Source organism: Priestia sp. SRI_019, from assembly GCF_057586255.1.
The window spans coordinates 21,499-42,305 of record NZ_JBYCZN010000011.1; the positions used below are offsets into that span (position 1 = coordinate 21,499).

Annotated in this window: 17 protein-coding genes and 2 tRNA genes; 17 read left to right on the top strand and 2 right to left on the bottom strand. The window is 38.3% G+C overall.

Features of this window, described 5'->3' with window-relative positions:
* Positions 1 to 15 precede the first annotated feature (15 nt).
* From mfd to AC2YJL_RS26265, 9 genes are all read left to right on the top strand, one after another.
* The gene (gene mfd, locus AC2YJL_RS26225) at positions 16 to 3,546 is read left to right on the top strand and encodes a transcription-repair coupling factor (protein ID WP_251569149.1); all 3,531 of its coding nucleotides are present in this window, start codon (positions 16 to 18) and stop codon (positions 3,544 to 3,546) included.
* 249 nt (positions 3,547 to 3,795) lie between these two features.
* Positions 3,796 to 4,332 (top strand): stage V sporulation protein T, encoded by a 537-nt coding sequence (spoVT, locus tag AC2YJL_RS26230; protein WP_013054872.1) that lies wholly within the window; start codon positions 3,796 to 3,798, stop codon positions 4,330 to 4,332.
* Positions 4,333 to 4,561: 229 nt separating this feature from the next.
* Positions 4,562 to 6,166: a putative polysaccharide biosynthesis protein gene (locus tag AC2YJL_RS26235; RefSeq protein WP_251569148.1), complete on the top strand. Its 1,605-nt coding sequence runs from the start codon at positions 4,562 to 4,564 to the stop codon at positions 6,164 to 6,166.
* Positions 6,167 to 6,178: 12 nt separating this feature from the next.
* Positions 6,179 to 7,639 carry a bifunctional methyltransferase/pyrophosphohydrolase YabN gene (gene yabN / locus AC2YJL_RS26240; RefSeq protein ID WP_050691223.1) on the top strand — a complete coding sequence of 487 codons (1,461 nt, stop codon included), beginning with the start codon at positions 6,179 to 6,181 and terminating at the stop codon, positions 7,637 to 7,639.
* Between the two features lie 20 nt (positions 7,640 to 7,659).
* Positions 7,660 to 7,926, top strand: coding sequence for an RNA-binding S4 domain-containing protein (locus AC2YJL_RS26245; RefSeq protein ID WP_230931633.1), 267 nt, complete (start codon positions 7,660 to 7,662; stop codon positions 7,924 to 7,926).
* 99 nt (positions 7,927 to 8,025) lie between these two features.
* Entirely contained in the window at positions 8,026 to 8,331 is a 306-nt protein-coding gene (gene yabP / locus AC2YJL_RS26250) for a sporulation protein YabP (RefSeq protein ID WP_013054876.1), read from the top strand.
* Positions 8,328 to 8,951 (top strand): spore cortex biosynthesis protein YabQ, encoded by a 624-nt coding sequence (yabQ, locus tag AC2YJL_RS26255; protein WP_050691224.1) that lies wholly within the window; start codon positions 8,328 to 8,330, stop codon positions 8,949 to 8,951. Before yabP ends, yabQ begins: the two co-directional genes overlap by 4 nt.
* A gap of 4 nt (positions 8,952 to 8,955) precedes the next feature.
* On the top strand, positions 8,956 to 9,327 hold the full coding sequence (locus AC2YJL_RS26260; RefSeq protein ID WP_013054878.1) for an FtsB family cell division protein: 372 nt from the start codon (positions 8,956 to 8,958) through the stop codon (positions 9,325 to 9,327).
* An 88-nt stretch (positions 9,328 to 9,415) separates the two neighbouring features.
* Complete coding sequence (locus AC2YJL_RS26265) at positions 9,416 to 9,883, top strand: S1 domain-containing RNA-binding protein (RefSeq protein WP_013054879.1); 468 nt, start codon at positions 9,416 to 9,418, stop codon at positions 9,881 to 9,883.
* A 119-nt stretch (positions 9,884 to 10,002) separates the two neighbouring features.
* Here the strand turns inward: AC2YJL_RS26265 and AC2YJL_RS26270 are convergent.
* Positions 10,003 to 10,074, bottom strand: a tRNA-Glu gene (locus tag AC2YJL_RS26270).
* Between the two features lie 10 nt (positions 10,075 to 10,084).
* Positions 10,085 to 10,158: transfer RNA gene (locus tag AC2YJL_RS26275), tRNA-Met, on the bottom strand.
* A gap of 312 nt (positions 10,159 to 10,470) precedes the next feature.
* On the opposite strand from AC2YJL_RS26275, the gene spoIIE reads away from it, so the two are divergent.
* The 8 genes from spoIIE (at position 10,471) to hslO (ending at position 20,615) form a co-directional block, all read left to right on the top strand.
* Positions 10,471 to 12,948 carry a stage II sporulation protein E gene (gene spoIIE, locus AC2YJL_RS26280; RefSeq protein ID WP_013054880.1) on the top strand — a complete coding sequence of 826 codons (2,478 nt, stop codon included), beginning with the start codon at positions 10,471 to 10,473 and terminating at the stop codon, positions 12,946 to 12,948.
* Between the two features lie 71 nt (positions 12,949 to 13,019).
* Positions 13,020 to 13,760: a VWA domain-containing protein gene (locus AC2YJL_RS26285; protein ID WP_013054881.1), complete on the top strand. Its 741-nt coding sequence runs from the start codon at positions 13,020 to 13,022 to the stop codon at positions 13,758 to 13,760.
* Positions 13,729 to 14,694, top strand: a complete 966-nt coding sequence (locus AC2YJL_RS26290) for a protein kinase domain-containing protein (RefSeq protein ID WP_251569146.1) — start codon at positions 13,729 to 13,731, stop codon at positions 14,692 to 14,694. The genes AC2YJL_RS26285 and AC2YJL_RS26290 overlap by 32 nt, the downstream gene beginning before the upstream one ends.
* Before the next feature lie 96 nt (positions 14,695 to 14,790).
* The gene (tilS, locus tag AC2YJL_RS26295) at positions 14,791 to 16,167 is read left to right on the top strand and encodes a tRNA lysidine(34) synthetase TilS (protein WP_244658408.1); all 1,377 of its coding nucleotides are present in this window, start codon (positions 14,791 to 14,793) and stop codon (positions 16,165 to 16,167) included.
* 27 nt (positions 16,168 to 16,194) lie between these two features.
* Positions 16,195 to 16,734, top strand: a complete 540-nt coding sequence (gene hpt / locus AC2YJL_RS26300; protein WP_013054884.1) for a hypoxanthine phosphoribosyltransferase — start codon at positions 16,195 to 16,197, stop codon at positions 16,732 to 16,734.
* 93 nt (positions 16,735 to 16,827) lie between these two features.
* Positions 16,828 to 18,738 carry an ATP-dependent zinc metalloprotease FtsH gene (gene ftsH / locus AC2YJL_RS26305; protein WP_013054885.1) on the top strand — a complete coding sequence of 637 codons (1,911 nt, stop codon included), beginning with the start codon at positions 16,828 to 16,830 and terminating at the stop codon, positions 18,736 to 18,738.
* A 218-nt stretch (positions 18,739 to 18,956) separates the two neighbouring features.
* Positions 18,957 to 19,724 carry a type III pantothenate kinase gene (locus AC2YJL_RS26310; protein ID WP_013054886.1) on the top strand — a complete coding sequence of 256 codons (768 nt, stop codon included), beginning with the start codon at positions 18,957 to 18,959 and terminating at the stop codon, positions 19,722 to 19,724.
* A gap of 12 nt (positions 19,725 to 19,736) precedes the next feature.
* Positions 19,737 to 20,615 carry an Hsp33 family molecular chaperone HslO gene (gene hslO, locus AC2YJL_RS26315; protein WP_251569144.1) on the top strand — a complete coding sequence of 293 codons (879 nt, stop codon included), beginning with the start codon at positions 19,737 to 19,739 and terminating at the stop codon, positions 20,613 to 20,615.
* Positions 20,616 to 20,807 lie beyond the last annotated feature (192 nt).

The window sequence follows — 20,807 nt, forward strand, 5'->3', positions numbered from 1 at the left end:
GAGGAGGGAATTCCTTTGCGAGGGATTAGACAGCAATTTGAAGAAAATAAAGAAATTGGAGCTGTTGTCAGCAGTTTAGAAGAAGGTTTGAAAGAACAGTTAGTAACGGGAATTTCCGGTTCAGCTCGATCTGTATTAATGGCACTCTTAAATGAGGATAAAAAATACCCCTTATTAGTAGTGACTCATAATTTATATCAAGCTCAAAAAGTGTATGAAGACCTTTTGCATCTTTTACCGGAAAAAGACGTTTTCTTATACCCTGTTAACGATTTAGTTGCTACAGAAGTGGGGATTGCAAGTCCAGAATTAAAGGCTCAGCGCATTGAAGTACTCAATTATTGGAGTCAACATACAGGTGGAGTAGTTGTAACACCGCTTGCAGGAATTCGAAAGCTGCTGCCTCCTAAAGCAAGATGGGAGCAAACACAGCTGCCGTTTCAAATGGGGATTGACATCGACGTTGATCATTATTTAAAAAGGTTAGTTGAGTTGGGCTATGAGCGGGCATCGATGGTTTCAGCTCCGGGTGAGTTTAGTGTGCGCGGAGGAATCATTGACATTTATCCGTTAACAGAAGAGCTACCTGTCCGAATTGAACTATTTGATACGGAGATTGATTCCATTCGTACTTTTACAATCGAGGATCAACGCTCTCAAGAGCAGTTAAAAGAAATTTCAATCGGCCCTGCTACGGAAATCATTGTGAATCAAAATGAAGTAGCCCAAGGAATTGAAGAACTAGAAGCACAGCTGGCTTCGACGCTGCAACAAGTAAAAAACGCAGCACTAAAAGCTACCTTAACAGAAAATATTAAAGGTGAAATCGAACAGCTGCGTCAAGGTCAACTTCTTGAAAATATGTTCAAGTATTTATCATTCTTCTACGAATCGCCTGCTAGTTTACTAGATTATTTACCAGAAGGCGGCCTTGTCATCTTTGATGAAACCACTCGAATTCAAGAAACGTCTGATCAGCTTGAAACAGAGGAAGCTGAATGGATAACCGAATTATTAGGACAGGGGCAAATTGTTCGAGAAGTTCAATTATCTCATAAGCTCCCATCTCTTATTCAGCGAGCAAAACATCAGTTTTTATACTTATCGTTATTTTTGAAGCACGTATCGTATACGAGTCCGCAAAATATTATTAATATTTCATGTAAGCAGATGCAACAGTTTTACGGCCAAATGAACCTATTAAAAAGTGAAATTGAACGTTGGAAAAATGCTAATTATACGGTAGTCCTCTTAGGAGCAGATAAAGAGCGCGTGAAAAAACTTGAAGGTGTGCTGGCAGATTATGATATTGATTCATCTATTTTAGATGGAAATGGTCAGCTTGTGCCAGGTCTTGTTCAAATCATTGAAGGCGATTTACAAATGGGCTTTGAACTGCCGATGCAAAAATTAGCTGTCTTAACCGAGGAAGAATTGTTTAAAAAACGGGTAAAGAAATCAAAGCGTCGTCAAAAGCTTTCCAATGCAGAGCGTATTAAAAGCTATTCAGAGTTAAACGTAGGTGACTATGTCGTACACGTGAACCACGGTATTGGCCGTTACTTAGGAATGGAAACGTTAGAGATTAACGGTAATCATAAAGATTATATCCATATCAAATATGAAGGCTCTGACAAGCTGTACGTTCCTGTTGAACAGATTGATCAAGTACAAAAATATGTAGGCTCTGAAGGGAAAGAGCCAAAAGTATATAAACTTGGCGGAAATGACTGGAAGAAAGTGAAACGAAAAGTTGAGTCTTCTGTTCAAGACATCGCTGATGACTTAATTAAACTGTATGCAGAGCGTGAAGCAAGTAAAGGTTATGCATTTTCTCCGGATGGCGATTTACAGAGAGAATTTGAAACAGCGTTCCCTTATCAAGAAACCGAAGATCAGCTTCGTTCTGTACAAGAAATTAAAAAGGATATGGAACATGAAAGACCAATGGATCGTCTGCTTTGCGGAGACGTTGGATATGGAAAAACGGAAGTAGCCATTCGTGCTGCGTTTAAAGCTGTGACAGATGGAAAACAAGTGGCTATTTTAGTGCCAACCACTATTTTAGCTCAGCAGCATTATGAAACCATCCGTGAGCGTTTTCAAGACTATCCAATCAACATTGGGCTATTGAGCCGCTTTCGCAGCCGTAAACAGCAGCAAGAAACAATTAAAGGGCTAAAAAACGGGACCGTAGATGTAGTGATTGGTACACATCGTTTACTATCTAAAGACGTGATTTATAAAGATTTAGGATTGTTAGTTATCGATGAAGAGCAGCGTTTTGGTGTAACGCACAAGGAAAAAATCAAGCAAATGAAAGCAAACGTTGATGTCCTTACACTTACAGCAACGCCTATTCCAAGAACATTACATATGTCTATGTTGGGCGTAAGGGATTTGTCTGTTATTGAAACGCCGCCTGAAAATCGTTTTCCGGTTCAAACATATGTAGTGGAGTATAATCCGGTGTTAGTTCGTGAAGCGATTGAGCGTGAGTTAGCGCGTGATGGCCAAGTTTACTTTTTATATAATCGCGTAGAAGATATTGAACGAAAAGCAGAAGAAATTTCGATGCTTGTGCCTGATGCTAGGGTAACGTATGCCCACGGAAAAATGAACGAAACCGAACTCGAAGCGGTTATTTTAAGCTTTTTAGAAGGCGAATATGACGTGATTGTGAGTACAACCATTATCGAAACGGGAGTAGATATTCCAAATGTAAATACGCTTATTGTCAACAACGCTGATAAGATGGGATTATCACAACTGTACCAATTAAGAGGGCGTGTAGGTCGTTCAAATCGCGTGGCATATGCGTACTTTACGTATCACAAAGACAAAGTACTGACAGAAGTAGCTGAAAAGCGTCTGCAAGCTATTAAAGAATTCACCGAATTAGGTTCTGGTTTTAAAATTGCTATGCGTGATCTTTCAATACGTGGCGCCGGAAACTTACTGGGTGCTCAGCAGCATGGATTTATCGATTCTGTCGGTTTCGATCTCTACTCTCAAATGCTTAAAGAAGCGATAGAGGAAAGACGCGGGTCTGACGGAGAAAATGTGAAATTTAATGTAGAAATGAATCTGGACTTAGACGCGTATATTCCTGATCAGTACATTACAGACGGCCGCTTGAAAATTGAGATGTATAAGCGCTTTAGAGGAATTGAAGCATTAGAAGATATTCAAGAATTGCAGGATGAAATGATTGATCGTTTTGGAGAGTATCCGGCTGAGGTTGAGTATTTGTTTAAAGTAGCGGAAACAAAAGTATATGCAACGCAGAACTTAGTAGAATCTATTCTTCAGTCAAAACAAGAAATTTCTATTCTGCTGTCTGAAGAAGCGAGCTCAACGATAGACGGCCAAAAATTATTCATGCTAGGTGATCAATTTGGCAGAATGGTCAGCTTAGGTATGGAAGGCAAGAAAGTAAAATTAGTGGTTAATGTAAAAGGACTTGCTCAAAAAGAATGGCTCAATATTGTGTATCAGTTAGTAAAAGGAGTAGCCACTGTTAAAAAAGAACAAGTTACGAATTAAAAAGAAGGCTCATTTTTGAGCCTTCTTTTTATATAGCCGAAATAAAAACCGCCAAATCCCCATGTTTTGGCGGTTTTTTGGACATTTTTTTAATAAAAGCACACTTTTTAACAAAAAAAGAGATGGTTGGTGAATAGAAGTTGTAGAGTGAAGAATACTAACCTCAACAAAGGTGAACCTTTTATCATATAGCCATCAGTGATATTCACCAACTATTTTAATCATCATATGAAAGAGAGGCTTCAATGAATGAAAGCAACAGGTATTGTTCGTCGTATTGATGATTTGGGTCGCGTTGTGATTCCAAAAGAAATTAGAAGAACGCTTCGCATCCGAGAGGGAGATCCGCTAGAGATTTTCGTCGATCGCGATGGAGAAGTTATTTTAAAGAAATATTCGCCAATTAGTGAATTGGGAGACTTTGCAAAAGAGTATGGCGAAGCGCTATACGACAGCTTAGGTCATCCTGTACTTATTTGTGACCGCGATGTATTTATTGCGGTAGCAGGAAGTTCTAAAAAAGAATACTTAAATAAAAACATTAGTTCGTTAGTGGAATCTGTTATGGAAAGCCGCAGTTCTTCTTTAGTAACTGATGGCAAAAACCTTGAATTTGTCGATGGATACGAAGAAAATATTTCTTCTTACACAATCGGTCCGATTATTGCAAATGGAGATCCGATTGGAGCTGTTGTCATTTTCTCAAAAGATAAGTCTCTTGGTGAAGTAGAGCATAAAGCAGCCGAAACAGCAGCTAGCTTCTTATCTCGTCAAATGGAGCAGTAAGCGTAATTATCTTTATTTTACATTATTTACTGAAAAGGTAGCAGTTTCTGCTGCCTTTTTTCATGCTGTCTTACCTTAGAAATAAAGAGAACATGATATAATGGTACGGTATTTTATTTATTGGAAAGTGCAGGATGTTTTATAAGAACAAAGCTCTATTCTAGTGTGGTTAGCGGCTAATAAAAAGAGTTGTTCATATCATTACAAGCTGCAGGTGAAAGGTGTAGGAATGCAGAAACAATCAAAGCTCTATTCTATTTTTAACGGCGCCGTTATTTTAACGCTCGCAGGTTTATTTACGAAAATCTTAAGTGCCACTTATCGTATTCCATATCATCATATCGCGGGAGATATAGGGTTTTATATCTATCAGCAAGTTTATCCGCTATATGGAATTGCGCTACAGCTAGGTACATATGGTTTCCCTGTAATTATTTCAAAGTTAGTAGCTGAGTATGCGGTAACAAATCGAAGAAAGGAAATACGGGGAATACTTCAAGTTTCGTTTGCTTTTTTGTTTGTAGTAGGCTGCACGATATTTGCGTTTGAATATATTTTCGCAGAAACGATTGCCGAGTGGATGGGTGATCGTAAATTAACGGTTCTCATTCAAATTATTTCATTTTCCTTTTTACTTATTCCGTTTATTGCTGTTATTCGTGGTTATTATCAAGGATTACATAATATGTTTCCTACAGCGCTGTCTCAAATTGCAGAACAAGTTGTACGGGTAGGGACTATTTTGTATCTGTCTATTTTCTTGATCCAACATGGTTATGATCTATATACTGCAGGGGCGGGAGCTGTTTTTGGTTCTATAACAGGCGGTATCACATCCCTTATTATTTTATTTTTATTTGTTTTTAGAACAAAGACAAATTCTAAGGGAGTATTTCAACGCATAAAAAAAGCAGACATCAAGAGAATATTTAAAATCCTTATTATTCAAGGCTTATTAATTTGTATTAGCGGTATGGGTCTGCTGTTTATCCAGCTTATTGACTCCTTTACTTTATATTCTAGCCTAACGGCGCACGGCATGGCTGAAGAAGCAGCACAAATTTTAAAAGGTATTTATGACCGCGGGCTTCCGTTGATTCAATTAGGTACAGTAGTAGGTACAGCTTTTTCGCTTTCGCTTGTACCTGTTATTTCTTCAGCCATTGCGAAAAAAAATCTGTCATTTGTAGTTGGAAAAGTTCAGCTGTCTCTCCGTCTATCGCTTGTAGTCGGAGTTGGAGCAGCTTTTGGCTTGATTGCGCTGATGAAACCCATTAATATGCTTTTATACGGTGACTCCCACGGAACGGACGTTTTACAAATTTTGAGCTTGTTAGTTATATTTACAACAGTAGCAGCAACTGCTGGAGCTGTACTGCAGGGGATGGGAGCTGTTTTCGCGCCTGTAATAGCCGTTATCGCTGGCATGGCAGTCAAACTAATATTGAATCTTTGGCTAATACCAGATTTTCAAACTATAGGAGCAGCCATTGCTTCCTCAGCTGGATTCGCTATCGTTGCAACAATCAATCTATTTTGTCTATATAAAAAGCTTGCTGTACCTCTTGTTCCGAAAAAGGTGAGTGGAGGTATTTTTATAACGGGCATAGCAATGGTCGTTCTTTTGCAAAGCTATTTATTTTGTTTACATCACTTTGTATGGTCTAATGTTTTAGATACAAGCAAACAAGTGGTTGAAACCGGAGCTGGTGTTTTAATAGGCGGTTTGTTTTATTTGTTTATTATTATGAAACAACATATTTTTACCGAAGAGGAATTACGTTTACTTCCAATGGGAAGTGTTTTAGCTAAATACGTATTAAAAAATAAATAAGAAGGTGAAGCAATGACAGGGAAAGTAACAGTTATTGGTTTAGGAGCAGGCGATTTAGAACAGCTACCTGTAGGCATTTATCGCTTGCTACAGCAGGAAAAGCATATTTATATGCGTACAAAAGAACATCCTGTAATCAAAGAATTAGAAAGTGAAGGCTTGACGTATGTATCCTATGATGGCGTATACGAATCGTATGATGCATTTGAAGAGGTATATGAACATATATCAAATGATTTAATCGATAAAGCTTCAATAGAAGAAGTGGTGTATGCCGTTCCTGGGCACCCTTTAGTGGCAGAACGTACGGTTCAATTACTTTTACAAAAAGGAAAAGAACGAGGCATTCCTGTTGAAATTAAAGGAGGACAAAGCTTCTTAGACCCAATTTTTGGTGCGCTAAAGATCGATCCTATCGAAGGGTTTCAGCTGCTAGACGGAACAGATTTAAAGCGAAGCGAAATAGAGTTAACCGGTCATGTTCTAATTGCTCAAGTGTACGATCAGTTCGTTGCCTCAGAGGTAAAGCTCACGCTGATGGAACACGTTCCTGATGATTACCTCGTTTACATTGTAACAGCAGCGGGAAGCAGTGAAGAAAAAATCCAGCCGGTCAAGCTGTATGAATTGGATAGAGAAATGTCGCTCAATAACTTAACGACTATTTATGTCCCTCCAGTAGCAGACGAAACAATTTTATACCATCAATTTGACGCATTCAGAAGGATTATTGCCACGCTCAGAGGACCAAACGGATGTCCTTGGGATCAAAAACAAACGCATGAATCGCTCAAGCGCTATTTGCTAGAAGAGTCTTATGAGTTATTAGATGCAATTGACCGTCAAGATGACGATAATATGATTGAAGAGCTCGGCGATGTATTGCTGCAGGTATTGCTTCATGCACAAATCGGTGAAGATGAAGGAATGTTTTCAATTGATGATGTCATTCGCAGTGTTTCAGAGAAAATGGTAAGACGCCATCCGCATGTATTTGGGGAAGAGAGCGTGAATGATGCAGATGAGGTCTTGAAAAATTGGGATGAAATCAAAAAAGAAGAAAAAGGAGAGGAACCTTCTTCTCTGTTAGCTTCTGTACCTGAGGCTATGCCTTCTTTAATGAAAGCGCATGGATATCAAAAGCAAGCTGCAAAAGTTGGTTTCGATTGGTCAGAAGTTGAACCTATGTGGGAAAAAGTACAGGAAGAACTTGCTGAATTCCAAGAGGAAGTACAGCATGCTGATAAAGAAAAAATGAGCGATGAATTTGGAGATATTTTATTTGCTTTAGTGAATATTGCAAGATTTTATAAAATTGATTCTGAAGCTGCATTAGCTAAAACGAATACAAAATTTTTAAATCGATTTCAATATATTGAAGAAAAAGTGAGAGCTTCTGAAAAACCATTTGAATCTTTTTCGTTAGAAGAGTTAGATGAATTTTGGGAAGAAGCCAAAAAAACAGGTTTGTAAAACAGGAAGGTGAGGGAATTATGAGGTTAGATAAATTTTTAAAAGTATCACGTTTAATTAAGCGCCGTACATTAGCAAAAGAAGTATCAGACAAGGGCCGTATTACCATTAATGGTATCGTTGCAAAAGCAAGCACAAATGTGAAAGTAGGAGATGAATTAGCGATCACATTCGGCACGAAGAAAATTACCGTTAAAATAGAGGCTCTTCAAGAAGCAGCTAAAAAAGAAGAAGCAGCTAATTTGTACTCAATTGTCAAAGAAGAGCGTGTTTCATCTGAAGTATAACTGATGAAGGCTTGTTCTAAATCACCTTTCTCATTCATATGTTTTAAACAACAGATAACAAGAGCGAATGCTCTTAATGAATGAGGTGGGGATGAAGATATGAGCCAATTTTACGAAACAAGCAATTCAAACAAAGACCATACTCCAAATCATGATTTAGTGATGAAGGGTCGGCGTCTCTTAGATATCACGGGTGTGAAGCAGGTAGAGAGCTTTGACAATGAGGAATTTTTACTTGAAACAGTGATGGGTTTCTTGTCAGTTAGAGGGCAAAATCTGCAAATGAAAAATTTAGACGTTGATCAAGGAATTGTATCGATAAAAGGAAAAATCTTTGATATAGTTTACTTAGATGAGAACCAATCGGAGAAGGCTAAAGGATTCTTTAGTAAGTTGTTTCGATGAGTTTAAACATTCAGCTCTATACAATGCTTGCGATGGTATCGATGGGAAGCGGTTTAGGTGCTTCTCTCGATACTTATCGTTACTTTGTTAATCGCTCTAAATCACGCCCATGGTTTGTATTTGTGAATGACGTATTGTTTTGGATGGTGCAAGCTCTTCTCATTTTTTATGTGTTGTTTTTAGTGAATGAAGGAGAACTGCGTTTGTATGCGTTTCTTGCTTTGTTTTGCGGTTTTGCCGCGTATCAAAGCTTATTTCAATCACTGTATTTAAAAGTATTAACATTTACTGTCTCGAGCGTATTAAGTTTATATCGAGGTGTTTTAACGCTTAGTAATATTTTTTTGGTCAAGCCTATCCGCTTCTTTATTCATATTCTACTTGTAGTCGCTTTAGGGATCTACCGAGCCGTTCATAAGCTGCTCGTATTCTGTCTAAAGCTTATTTACGTACCGACCAGGTGGGTTCTTTTCGTATTTTGGAGAATGATGCCTAAACCTGTAAAACGATTTTTACATATGGGTTTTCGGTATATAGAAGGAATTTACAATCGTGCAAAGAATATGATAATGAGAATCGTTGCATGGGTGAACACTTTAAAAAACAAGGGGGACGACTAATTCAATGAGTGCGGTACGAAAAAAAAAGGTCGCGAAGTTAAATACTGATTATAGCCATAAACAAGAGCAAATTAAACAAAATACAGATCGAAAGCGTATCGGTTTAATTAGGCGTTTGACTGTTTTTGGAGTGTTGGCCTTAATCATTGGTGGATTGATGGTATCAGCTTTAATTACGCAAACCTCAGCTATTGAGAACAAAAAAGCTGAGAAGGTGAAATTAGAACAGCAGCTGACAAAATTACAAAGCAAGCAAAAGCAGTTAAAAGGTGAAATCGTCAAGTTAAATGACGATGATTATATTAAAAAAATTGCCCGCAGAGATTATTTTTTATCAGAAGACGGGGAAATTATCTTTAATGTAAAAAAAGACTAAACGTATGGTTCGTTGACAGTGTATTTTTGCTTTTTGTATAATATAATAAATTGATTTCTTTTATCATTTAAGGAGGAGCATTTTTTTTATGTCAATCGAAGTAGGCAGCAAGTTACAGGGAAAGGTAACAGGTATTACGAACTTTGGAGCTTTTGTTGAGTTACCAGGAGGTTCAACAGGCTTGGTTCATATCAGTGAAGTAGCTGATAATTACGTAAAGGACATTAACGACCATTTAAAAGTGGGCGACGAAGTTGAAGTCAAAGTAATTAACGTTGAGAAAGATGGTAAAATTGGTCTTTCAATTAAGAAAGCGGTAGACAAACCAGAACGTCCGGAAAGACCGGAGCGTCCTGCAAGAGCGCCTCGCTCAGACCGTCCACGTGATTCACGCCCACAACGTAATAACAATCGTGGTGGCGGTAATGATTTCCGTACAAAAGAAACATTCGAACAAAAAATGAATCGTTTCTTAAAAGACAGTGAAGAACGTTTATCTTCCCTAAAGCGCCATACCGAATCAAAACGCGGTGGACGCGGTGCAAAACGCGGTTAACTTGCTGCTTATATCAAATAGATAGCGAGTTTTTGGAAAGTACCTTTTATCTAAAAGGTGCTTTTTTATATGTAAAAAAGAGTAGAAAAAAAGCATGTACTGTTGTACATGCTTTTTGATGACCCGTACGGGATTCGAACCCGTGTTACCGCCGTGAAAGGGCGGTGTCTTAACCGCTTGACCAACGGGCCGTTATTCGAGTAGCGGCGGAGGGGATCGAACCCCCGACCTCACGGGTATGAACCGTACGCTCTAGCCAGCTGAGCTACACCGCCATTATACGTTCTCTAAAAGACATTTATAATAATATAAAAAAGCTGGGATATTGTCAATAACTTTTTTGTTATTTTTATAGACTATTATTTGCTTTTAAAAAAGAATGATGAGCGTAGGCTTTCTCTGAGGCAAACAGTATCTCTGATATTTTTTAAATTGCCATGTAAGATTGTACATCTTTTTGTATAGTTTTCAATATAATACTAGAAAATAGTCGAACGATTATAGGTATTTTGCTAGTCCGTTTGACAAAATTTCACCTTTCGCCGCGATATAATAATGAATAAGTATAATTAGCGGGTGGTGGGAGAATGCAAAAGACGGAAAGAGATTTTGCAAGTCCAACAACAGAGGCGGTATTTAACCGAACTAGATTAGAAATGTCCCGTGTGTTTACAAAGGCGGGTATGAAAACGGAAAAGGTGTTATTTCAATGGGGATTGTTGCTGCTAGTCGTAGGTTTTTTATTAGGACGAGCGTTAATTTTAATGAAAATCATGCCATTTGCTTTGCCATTCTTTGCAGCTGTAATGGCTATAAAGAAAGAAAAAGCACCGTTAGCAAGTTTAGCTGTATTGGCAGGGGCATTTAGTGTTTCCATTCAAAATGGAGGTACTGTATTTGCTACACTATTTGTTTTCTTACTAATTCATCGATTTAGCGGCATACTGACAATGGATCCGTTAAAAAAGCTGCCGTTCACTGTATTTAGCGCGATGTTACTTACAAAACTAACTATTTTTTATGTGTTTACCAAGGAATTCACCATGTATGATTTTACATTTGTGGCAGTAGAAGCAGGGTTAAGCTTTATCTTAACAATGATTTTCTTACAAAGCGTGCCTTTAATTTCATACCGAAAGCGAAAACAATCATTAAAAACAGAAGAAGTGATCTCTCTTATTATTTTATTGGCATCTGTTATGACGGGGACAATAGGGTGGATGATTTACGGGCTTTCGGCTGAACATATATTATCTCGTTACTTAGTATTAGTTTTTGCGTTTGTATCTGGCCCTACGATAGGAGCTACGGTGGGGGTCGTAACCGGTTTAATTTTAAGTTTCGCGAATGTTTCTAGTTTGTACGAAATGAGTTTACTCGCTTTTTCCGGCTTGCTTGGAGGACTTTTAAAAGACGGTAAAAAGCTAGGGGCAGCTCTTGGGCTAGTTGTTGGTTCATTGCTAATTGGCCTATATGCTCAGGCAGATCAAGGATTGACGACTAATTTGTATGAATCACTGACGGCCGTTGTTCTATTTTTATTAACCCCATCTTTTGTTTTGAAAAACTTAAGTAAATTAGTACCAGGGACATCTGAAAATATGCTTGAACAACAGCAGTACGTACGTAAGATCCGAGATGTAACAGCGAATCGCGTAGAACAGTTCTCAAATGTTTTTCAAGCACTTTCCAAAAGCTTTACGCAAAATGGGTTTTATGATGAAAAGCCAAGCGCGGATAAAGAAGTTGATTATTTCTTAAGCAGCGTTACCGAAAGGACGTGCCAATTTTGTTTTAAAAAAGAACAATGTTGGGCACAGCAGTTTGATACAACCTATGAATATATGAAGGAAATTATGCTTGAAGTTGATAATGGCACCCTTGAACAAAACCCAAGACTAATTCGAGAAATGGACAAACATTGTGTGAAATCGAAAAAAGTCATCGATGTGATTGAGCATGAACTTACGTATTTTAAAGCCAATCAGCACTTAAAAGCCCAAATTCAAGAAAGTAGAAGGATTGTAGCAGAACAGCTTCACGGTGTTTCTGAAGTCATGGGGAATTTTGCAAAAGAAATTAAGCGAGAGCGCGAAAATTTAAATGTACAAGAAGAACAGATTTTAGAAGCTCTTCGTAACTTTGGGATGGAAATCAATCAAATTGAAATTTATAGCTTAGAACCTGGAAATGTAGATATTGAAATGTGGGTGCCATATTGTCACGGAAGAGGAGAATGCGAGAAGATTATTGCGCCAATGCTTACAGATATTTTAGGTGAAAGTATTGTAGTAAAGAACGAAGAATGTGCTAAATACCCTCAAGGCTATTGCCACGTTTCGTTTGGGTGTACAAAAGCGTACGTTGTCGATACAGGCGTAGCACATGCTGCTAAGGGCGGAGGGTTTGTATCCGGTGACAGCTACTCCATGATTGAGCTAAACGCCGGTAAGTATGCACTAGCTATTAGCGATGGTATGGGGAATGGAGAGCGTGCCCACTATGAAAGCAGCGAAACGCTTCAGCTGTTAAAACAAATTTTACAAACAGGAATAGAAGAGACAATTGCAATTAAATCGATTAACTCTATTTTATCGCTGCGTACAAACGATGAGATCTTTTCTACGTTAGATTTAGCGATGATCGACTTACAAGATGCCAATGTAAACTTCTTGAAAATCGGTTCTACGCCAAGCTTCATCAAACGTGGAGATAAGGTGATTAAAATACAGGCAAGCAATTTGCCAATGGGCATTATTGAAGAATTTGAAGTGGATGTTGTGAATGAACAAATGAAGGCCGAAGACTTATTAATTATGATGAGTGATGGCGTATTTGAAGGACCAAAACACGTTGAGAACTACGAAATGTGGATGAAGCGAAAAATTGGCGAGCTTCAAACAAACGATCCACAAGAAATTGCAGACTTAATTATGGAAGAAGTTATTCGAACAAAATCAGGTTTAATTGAAGATGATATGACGGTAGTTGTGGCAAAACTTCAGCACAATACTCCGAAATGGTCGTCGATCCCTTCTTACGCTTATCGTAAAAAAGCACAATAGTTAGATAGAAGTATATTTTATCTCCTCCTCGTCTATCATGTTAATACTGATAATGAGGAGGGGATTTTTTTATGAAAAAAGGTACTTTGAAACAGATGTTGGTCATTACGGACGGTGGTTCGAATACAGGTGAAGATCCGGTAGCAATGGCAGCACTAGCTAAAGAACAAGGGATTAGTGTAAACGTTATTGGTGTGATGGAAGAGGACACAATTGATGAGCAAAGCACGAATGAAATAGAAGGCATTGCCATGTCAGGCGGTGGCGTGAGTCAAATTGTTTACGTAAAACAGCTTTCTCAAACTGTTCAAATGGTTACAAGGCAGGCAATGACGCAAACACTTCAAGGCGTTGTAAATAAAGAACTTCAGCAAATTCTAGGTTCCTCTAATTCAAGATTAGAAGAGTTATCTCCTGAGAAGCGAGGAGAAATCATGGAAGTTGTTGATGAACTTGGGGAAACGGTTGACTTAGAGATTCTTATTTTAGTTGACATGAGCGGAAGTATGAAAAATAAGCTTCCCACTGTAAAGGAGTCGCTGTTAGATTTATCGTTAAGCTTGAATGCTCGCATGGGGCATAATCAATTTTCAATCTTTTTATTTCCTGGGAAAAAGAAAGACGTAGAGAAGCTAATGGACTGGAATCCAAGGTTAGAGTCGCTTTCAACGATTTTTCCTAAACTAACAGCAGGAGGTATTACGCCTACTGGACCGGCTATCAAAGAGGCTACTCATTATTTCACCAAAAAGCGCTCATTGAGAGGGTTGTTAAAAAATAATGAACAATACATTGAAGAATCAGGTATGTAACCTATCTCCGGGAACAGAAATTCAAGGAAAATGGCATCACGTCCATTATAAAATTCTTGAGAAATTAGGCGTGGGGGCAACTGGAGTTGTCTATTTAGTTCAATTAGTAAACGGAACGCTAGCAGCGTTAAAAATAAGCTTTTCTAACATGTCTGTTACAGCAGAAGTGAATGTATTAAAAAAGCTCTCTCAAGTCAAAGACAAAGTGCTAGGACCGCGCTTACTTGATGTAGATGATTGGAGCTATGGTTCTCACGCTCTTTCTTTCTATGTAATGGAGTATGTAAAAGGGCAGCCTCTCCTTTCCTTTATCTCAACAAGAGGGACAGAATGGCTGCAAGTATTTGCAAGTCAGCTTTTAACAGACTTAGCAAACCTTCATGAAGAAGGATGGGTATTTGGTGATTTAAAACCAGAAAACCTGGTCGTAACATCTAACCCCGTAAAAGTTCGATGGATTGACGTCGGAGGAACAACTCTGCAAGGGCGGTCAATAAAAGAATTTACCGACTTTTATGATCGGGCGCACTGGGGGCTTGGCTCCCGAAAAGCAGAACCGACTTATGATTTGTTTGCTGTATCTATGGTTTTGATTCACGCAGCTTATGGCAAGCGAATTAATAAAACAGACAAACCGGCTGAACAATTAAAACAATTTATATTAACAACAAAGCAGTTGGAACCTTTCGGGGACGTTTTGTATCAAGCGGTTACGGGAAAGTATAAGTCAGCTAAAGAAATGAAAACAGAGGTGTTATCGGTCGAAAAAAGAAGAGGGGCAAAAAGTAAAGGAACAAAGCCTCAAAACGTTCGTCAACCGTCTGCCCCTCGTGTTAAAGTAAAGAAGAAGCGTTCTCACGTGTTAGAGACGCTACTACTTTGTACGTCTGTAATGTTGATTTATATTTTGTATCTATTTATTCAAGTGCTATAAAGTTTGGAGAAATTGTGAAACTTTCCTTATAGTCATTCGTATAAAGTAAATTAATGATACATTATTGCGTGTACATTATAAGGATGAGTCATTCCTATGGAAAAGCAAGTGAACAATTTTATGACAAAACATCAGTTATTATCCGCAGGCTCTACGGTGGTTGTAGGTATTTCTGGTGGTCCTGATTCTTTAGCACTACTGCATTTCTTATGGAGTCTGAAAGAGCAAAAATCTCTCACGATTATTGCTGCTCATGTTGATCATATGTTCCGGGGCAAAGAGTCACAGCAGGATATGGAATATGTGCAGAACTACTGCAAACAATTGAATATTAAATGTGAGGCGAAGCAGATTGATGTTATTGCCTATCAGAAGGAAAGAAAGTTATCTTCTCAAGTAGCAGCCAGGGAATGCCGCTATACATTTTTTACTCATGTTATGAAGAAGCACAAAGCAAATCTTCTTGCATTAGGACATCACGGAGATGATCAGATTGAAACGATGTTAATGCGAATGGTTCGAGGCAGTACGATGAATGGATACGCAGGGATGCAGCCCAAGCGGCCATATGGGGATGGATTTATTATTAGGCCGTTCCTAGCCGTAACGAAAGAAGAAATCAATCGCTACTGTAAGCTACATGGGCTTACCCCTCGGGTTGACCCGAGTAATGAGAAAGATTCGTACACGAGAAATCGGTTTCGTCATTACGTTTTGCCATTTTTAAAGCAAGAAAACGCCGCTGTACATGAAAAATTTCAACAATTTAGCGAGAACTTGCATGAAGATCAAGCATACTTAGAGGAATTAACGACCGATGTGATGAATAAAGTAATGAGAAAGAAATTGCAAAATGAAATTCTCATTGATAGAGATTGTTTTCTAAGGATACGCAAGCCTTTACAAAGGCGTGGTATTCAACTAATATTAAACTATCTCTATAAAGAAATTCCTCCAACCCTTTCCTCAGCGCATGTTGACATGTTAGTAGGATTTTGTGAAAGTGAAAAACCGTCTGGTACGCTTGACTTTCCAAATGGTTTGCGCATTATCCGATCTTACAACGACTGTCTTTTCACCTTTAATGAGGGGAACATCGAGCCATATGAATTTATTGTTCCGATTCCAGGGGTCGTCGAGCTTCCAAATGGTCACCAGCTTATTTGTGAAATACATAATAAAGTCGAAGATATAAAAGGAAACGATGTTTTTCTTTTAGATGAAGCTCACGATTTACAATCATTAAAGGTAAGGACACGAAAAAATGGCGATAAAATGCGAGTAAAGGGCATGAAGGGACATAAAAAAGTAAAGGATATTTTTATCGATGAAAAAATCCCTTTACAATTCAGAGATCATTGGCCGGTAGTGGAAGATAGCCAAGGAACTATTTTGTGGCTACCTGGTTTGAAAAAATCTGCTTATGAACTGCATACACATAAGTCCAGATATGTTATTTTATACTATAAGTAGCGAAAACTTCTAGGAGGCAAGTAAGGAATGAAGCAGGATATTCAAGAAATTTTGATTTCAGAAGAAGAAATACAACAGAAAGTAAAAGAATTGGGTAAGCTATTATCTGAGGAATACGCTGACCGTTTTCCTTTGGTAATCGGTGTATTGAAAGGCGCTATGCCTTTTATGTCTGATCTAATTAAGCGTGTTGATACATATTTAGAAATGGATTTTATGGATGTATCAAGTTATGGCAATGCGATGGTTTCTTCTGGTGAAGTAAAAATCCTAAAAGATTTAGATACATCAGTTGAAGGTCGAGACATTCTTATCTTAGAGGATATTATCGACAGCGGCTTAACGCTTAGCTATCTTGTAGAGTTATTCAAGTACCGTAAAGCTAAGTCAATTAAGATTGTCACACTCTTAGACAAACCAACAGGTCGTAAAGCATCTATTAAAGCAGATTACGTTGGATTTGAAGTACCTGATGCATTCGTAGTAGGGTATGGATTAGATTATCAAGAGAAATATCGTAACCTGCCGTATATTGGGGTTCTTAAACCGCAAGTATACAGCAATTAATAAGCACATATCCAAGTGCAATTTATTGGATAGGATAAATGTTCTATGTTAGTATTGAATACAGTATTTGTTTATCGTGGGAGGAGGTAAGAAATGAATCGGATCTTCCGTAATACCATCTTTTATTTACTTATATTTTTAGTCATTATTGGCGTGGTAAGCTTCTTTAGTGGCTCTAATCAAAAAGCAGAACCAATGAGATACGATACATTTGTTCAACACTTAGACAAAGGTGATGTGAAATCACTCTCTATGAAACCTGAAAGAGGCGTGTATGTTGTGCAAGGGAAGTTAGATTCTTACAAAAAGGATCAAACGTTCCAAACTTACATCGTAGATGGTGACAAAGCACTTGATCGTATTGACGCTGCTTCCGAAAATAATCAAGTAGAAGTTGATTTTAAACCTGCTGATGAAACAAGCGGCTGGGTAACGTTCTTTACGTCAATCATTCCGTTTGTTATTATTTTCATCCTATTCTTCTTCTTACTGAACCAAGCTCAAGGTGGCGGAAGCCGCGTTATGAACTTCGGTAAAAGTAAGGCTAAGCTTTACAGTGAAGAAAAGAAAAAGGTTAAATTTAAAGACGTAGCTGGTGCAGACGAAGAAAAGCAAGAACTTGTGGAAGTTGTTGAGTTCTTAAAAGACCCTCGTAAATTCGCAGAGCTAGGTGCAAGAATTCCGAAGGGTGTCTTACTTGTGGGACCTCCTGGTACTGGTAAAACATTATTAGCAAGAGCTGTTGCTGGTGAAGCAGGCGTTCCTTTCTTCTCTATCAGTGGTTCAGACTTTGTTGAAATGTTTGTTGGGGTCGGTGCTTCTCGTGTTCGTGATTTATTCGAAAATGCGAAGAAGAATGCTCCATGTATTATCTTTATTGATGAAATCGATGCTGTAGGTCGTCAACGTGGCGCAGGTCTTGGTGGCGGACACGATGAGCGTGAACAAACATTGAACCAATTGCTTGTTGAGATGGATGGTTTTGGTGCTAACGAAGGTATCATTATCATTGCAGCAACAAACCGCCCGGATATCTTAGATCCAGCGTTATTACGTCCAGGCCGCTTCGACCGTCAAATTACGGTAGATCGTCCAGATGTAAATGGCCGTGAAGCAGTGCTTAAAGTACATGCTCGCAATAAGCCTTTAGATGAATCAGTAAACTTAAAAGCAATTGCTATGCGTACGCCAGGTTTCTCAGGTGCAGATCTCGAAAACTTGTTAAACGAAGCTGCCTTAGTAGCTGCTAGACAGGACAAAAAGAAAATTGAAATGGTTGACATTGACGAAGCAACAGACCGCGTAATTGCAGGTCCAGCTAAGAAAAGTCGAGTTATTTCTAAAAAAGAACGCAATATTGTTGCTTATCATGAAGCAGGACATACAATTATCGGTGTCGTATTAGACGAAGCTGATATGGTACATAAAGTAACCATTGTTCCACGTGGGCAAGCTGGTGGATATGCTGTTATGTTACCAAAAGAAGATCGCTACTTTATGACGAAGCCAGAGCTGCTGGATAAAATTGTTGGATTGCTTGGTGGTCGCGTAGCTGAGGAAATTATTTTCGGCGAAGTGAGTACAGGTGCTCACAATGACTTCCAGCGTGCAACAAGCATCGCTCGTAAAATGGTAACAGAATACGGTATGAGTGAAAAGTTAGGACCAATGCAATTCGGTCAATCACAACAAGGCCAAGTATTCTTAGGTCGTGATTTACACAGTGAACAAAACTACAGTGATGCGATTGCTCATGAAATTGATAATGAAATCCAACGTTTCATTAAAGAAAGCTATGAGCGTGCGAAGCAGATCTTAACGGAAAACCGTGACAAGTTAGAGCTTGTAGCTCAAACATTGTTAGAAGTAGAAACGTTAGACGCTGAGCAAATCAACCACTTAGTAGATCATGGAACTCTTCCAGACCGTTCTAGTCACGTAACAGATGAAGATGTTAAAGTAAACATCCAAACAAAGACAGACGATGAAGAGCCAAAAGCATAAGACAATTAAAATCAGTGGAGATATTCTCCACTGATTTTTTTAATGGGCAAAAGTTAGGTTTGGTAAAAGGTTTTCGTATATATGGTGGATAAGTAGGATATCCACTAGAGAATCGTGTCATTATATTCCTATTTTATCTAGAATATACACGTCTATTTACCAGTTATGGTATGATGGTTTCAGTGTGAATACTGAATTTATATAAAGTGGTGATTGAAATGATTTTTGTATTAGATGTTGGAAATACGAATACGGTATTAGGTGTATACGATGGAGATGAATTAAAGTATCACTGGCGTGTAGAAACAAGCCGTAATAAAACAGAAGACGAGTATGGCATGACAATCAAAGCCTTGCTTGAGCACGTTAGTTTATCTTTTAAAGATATTCATGGTATTATTATTTCCTCTGTTGTTCCTCCTATTATGTTTGCATTGGAGAGAATGTGTCAAAAGTATTTTCATTTAAAGCCGCTTGTTGTTGGTCCTGGAATTAAGACGGGTTTAAATATTAAATATGAAAATCCGCGTGAAGTGGGAGCAGACCGTATTGTAAATGCTGTTGCTGGAATTCAGCTATACGGAAGCCCTTTAATTATCGTTGATTTTGGTACCGCAACCACGTATTGCTATATTGATGAAAATAAGCAATATATGGGTGGTGCGATTGCCCCTGGTATTAATATTTCGACAGAAGCTCTTTATTCAAGAGCATCTAAGCTTCCGCGAATTGAAATTGCGCGACCAAATAGCATTGTGGGAAAAAATACAGTATCTGCGATGCAAGCAGGTATTTTATATGGATACGTTGGACAAGTAGAAGGAATTGTAGCAAGAATGAAAGAGCAAGCAACAGTAAATCCTAAAGTTATTGCTACTGGAGGACTCGCAACATTGATTGCTAAAGAGTCGGATATTATTGATATTGTGGATCCATTTTTGACTTTAAAAGGATTGCAAATAATTTATACAAAAAATATGGAGTAAGAGGTGTATATTATGGGTGACTATTTAGTAAAAGCACTAGCTTACAATAGTCAAGTTCGCGCTTATGCAGTAAAAACAACGGATACAGTTGGAGAAGCGCAGCGCCGTCACTATACATGGCCTACAGCCTCTGCAGCATTGGGACGTTCAATGACTGCGGGAGTCATGATGGGGGCTATGCTAAAGGGTGAGCAAAAGCTAACAATTAAAATTGAAGGCCGCGGCCCAATTGGCGTTATCTTAGTAGACAGCAATGCTAAAGGGGAAGTGCGTGGATATGTAACGAATCCACAAACGCACTTCAATTTAAATCAGCATGGAAAATTAGATGTAGCACGTGCTGTAGGTACAGATGGCACGCTGAGTGTCGTAAAAGATATCGGAATGCGTGATCAATTTAACGGACAAGTACCTATTGTATCGGGAGAATTAGGAGAAGATTTCACGTATTATTTTGTGACATCTGAACAAGTCCCATCTTCAGTAGGTGTAGGAGTACTTGTTAACCCTGATAACACGATCTTAGCTGCGGGCGGATTTATCATTCAGCTTCTGCCAGGAACAGATGATAAAACGATTACAGCTATTGAACAACGCTTACAGACGATTGAGCCAATTTCAAAACTGATTCAAAAAGGTCTTTCTCCTGAGGAAATCTTAGAAGAAGTTCTTGGAAAAGAAAATGTAAAGTTTCTGGAGACAATGCCTGTAGAGTTCAAATGTCAGTGCTCAGAAGAAAGAATTGCCAATGCTATTATCAGCTTAGGACAAGAAGAGATTCAATCAATGATTGAGGAAGATGGCCAAGCTGAAGCCCAGTGTCATTTCTGTAATGAGACCTATCGTTTTGATAAAAAGCAGCTTGAAGAAATGAAAGAACAAGCAATTTAAAAAAAATAAAAGATTCTTAAAAGGCGTCATTTTATAAATGAGCGCCTTTTTTTTATAAATATTAAGTTCTATTTCTGTATATATTGATCTAAAAATATAACAAAATTAGGTAAATGGAAAGACAAAATGATTGACAATTTAGAAAACATCTGATAAATTGTATACAAAATCAATAAAATTAGTTGGTATTAG

Bases quoted from the DNA above. Each gene is read 5' to 3' on its own strand.
- spoVT (WP_013054872.1), top strand. From the start codon at position 3,796: ATGAAAGCAACAGGTATTGTTCGTCGTATTGATGATTTGGGTCGCGTT.
- AC2YJL_RS26235 (WP_251569148.1), top strand. From the start codon at position 4,562: ATGCAGAAACAATCAAAGCTCTATTCTATTTTTAACGGCGCCGTTATT.
- yabN (WP_050691223.1), top strand. From the start codon at position 6,179: ATGACAGGGAAAGTAACAGTTATTGGTTTAGGAGCAGGCGATTTAGAA.
- AC2YJL_RS26245 (WP_230931633.1), top strand. From the start codon at position 7,660: ATGAGGTTAGATAAATTTTTAAAAGTATCACGTTTAATTAAGCGCCGT.
- yabP (WP_013054876.1), top strand. From the start codon at position 8,026: ATGAGCCAATTTTACGAAACAAGCAATTCAAACAAAGACCATACTCCA.
- yabQ (WP_050691224.1), top strand. From the start codon at position 8,328: ATGAGTTTAAACATTCAGCTCTATACAATGCTTGCGATGGTATCGATG.
- AC2YJL_RS26260 (WP_013054878.1), top strand. From the start codon at position 8,956: ATGAGTGCGGTACGAAAAAAAAAGGTCGCGAAGTTAAATACTGATTAT.
- AC2YJL_RS26265 (WP_013054879.1), top strand. From the start codon at position 9,416: ATGTCAATCGAAGTAGGCAGCAAGTTACAGGGAAAGGTAACAGGTATT.
- spoIIE (WP_013054880.1), top strand. From the start codon at position 10,471: ATGCAAAAGACGGAAAGAGATTTTGCAAGTCCAACAACAGAGGCGGTA.
- AC2YJL_RS26285 (WP_013054881.1), top strand. From the start codon at position 13,020: ATGAAAAAAGGTACTTTGAAACAGATGTTGGTCATTACGGACGGTGGT.
- AC2YJL_RS26290 (WP_251569146.1), top strand. From the start codon at position 13,729: ATGAACAATACATTGAAGAATCAGGTATGTAACCTATCTCCGGGAACA.
- tilS (WP_244658408.1), top strand. From the start codon at position 14,791: ATGGAAAAGCAAGTGAACAATTTTATGACAAAACATCAGTTATTATCC.
- hpt (WP_013054884.1), top strand. From the start codon at position 16,195: ATGAAGCAGGATATTCAAGAAATTTTGATTTCAGAAGAAGAAATACAA.
- ftsH (WP_013054885.1), top strand. From the start codon at position 16,828: ATGAATCGGATCTTCCGTAATACCATCTTTTATTTACTTATATTTTTA.
- AC2YJL_RS26310 (WP_013054886.1), top strand. From the start codon at position 18,957: ATGATTTTTGTATTAGATGTTGGAAATACGAATACGGTATTAGGTGTA.
- hslO (WP_251569144.1), top strand. From the start codon at position 19,737: ATGGGTGACTATTTAGTAAAAGCACTAGCTTACAATAGTCAAGTTCGC.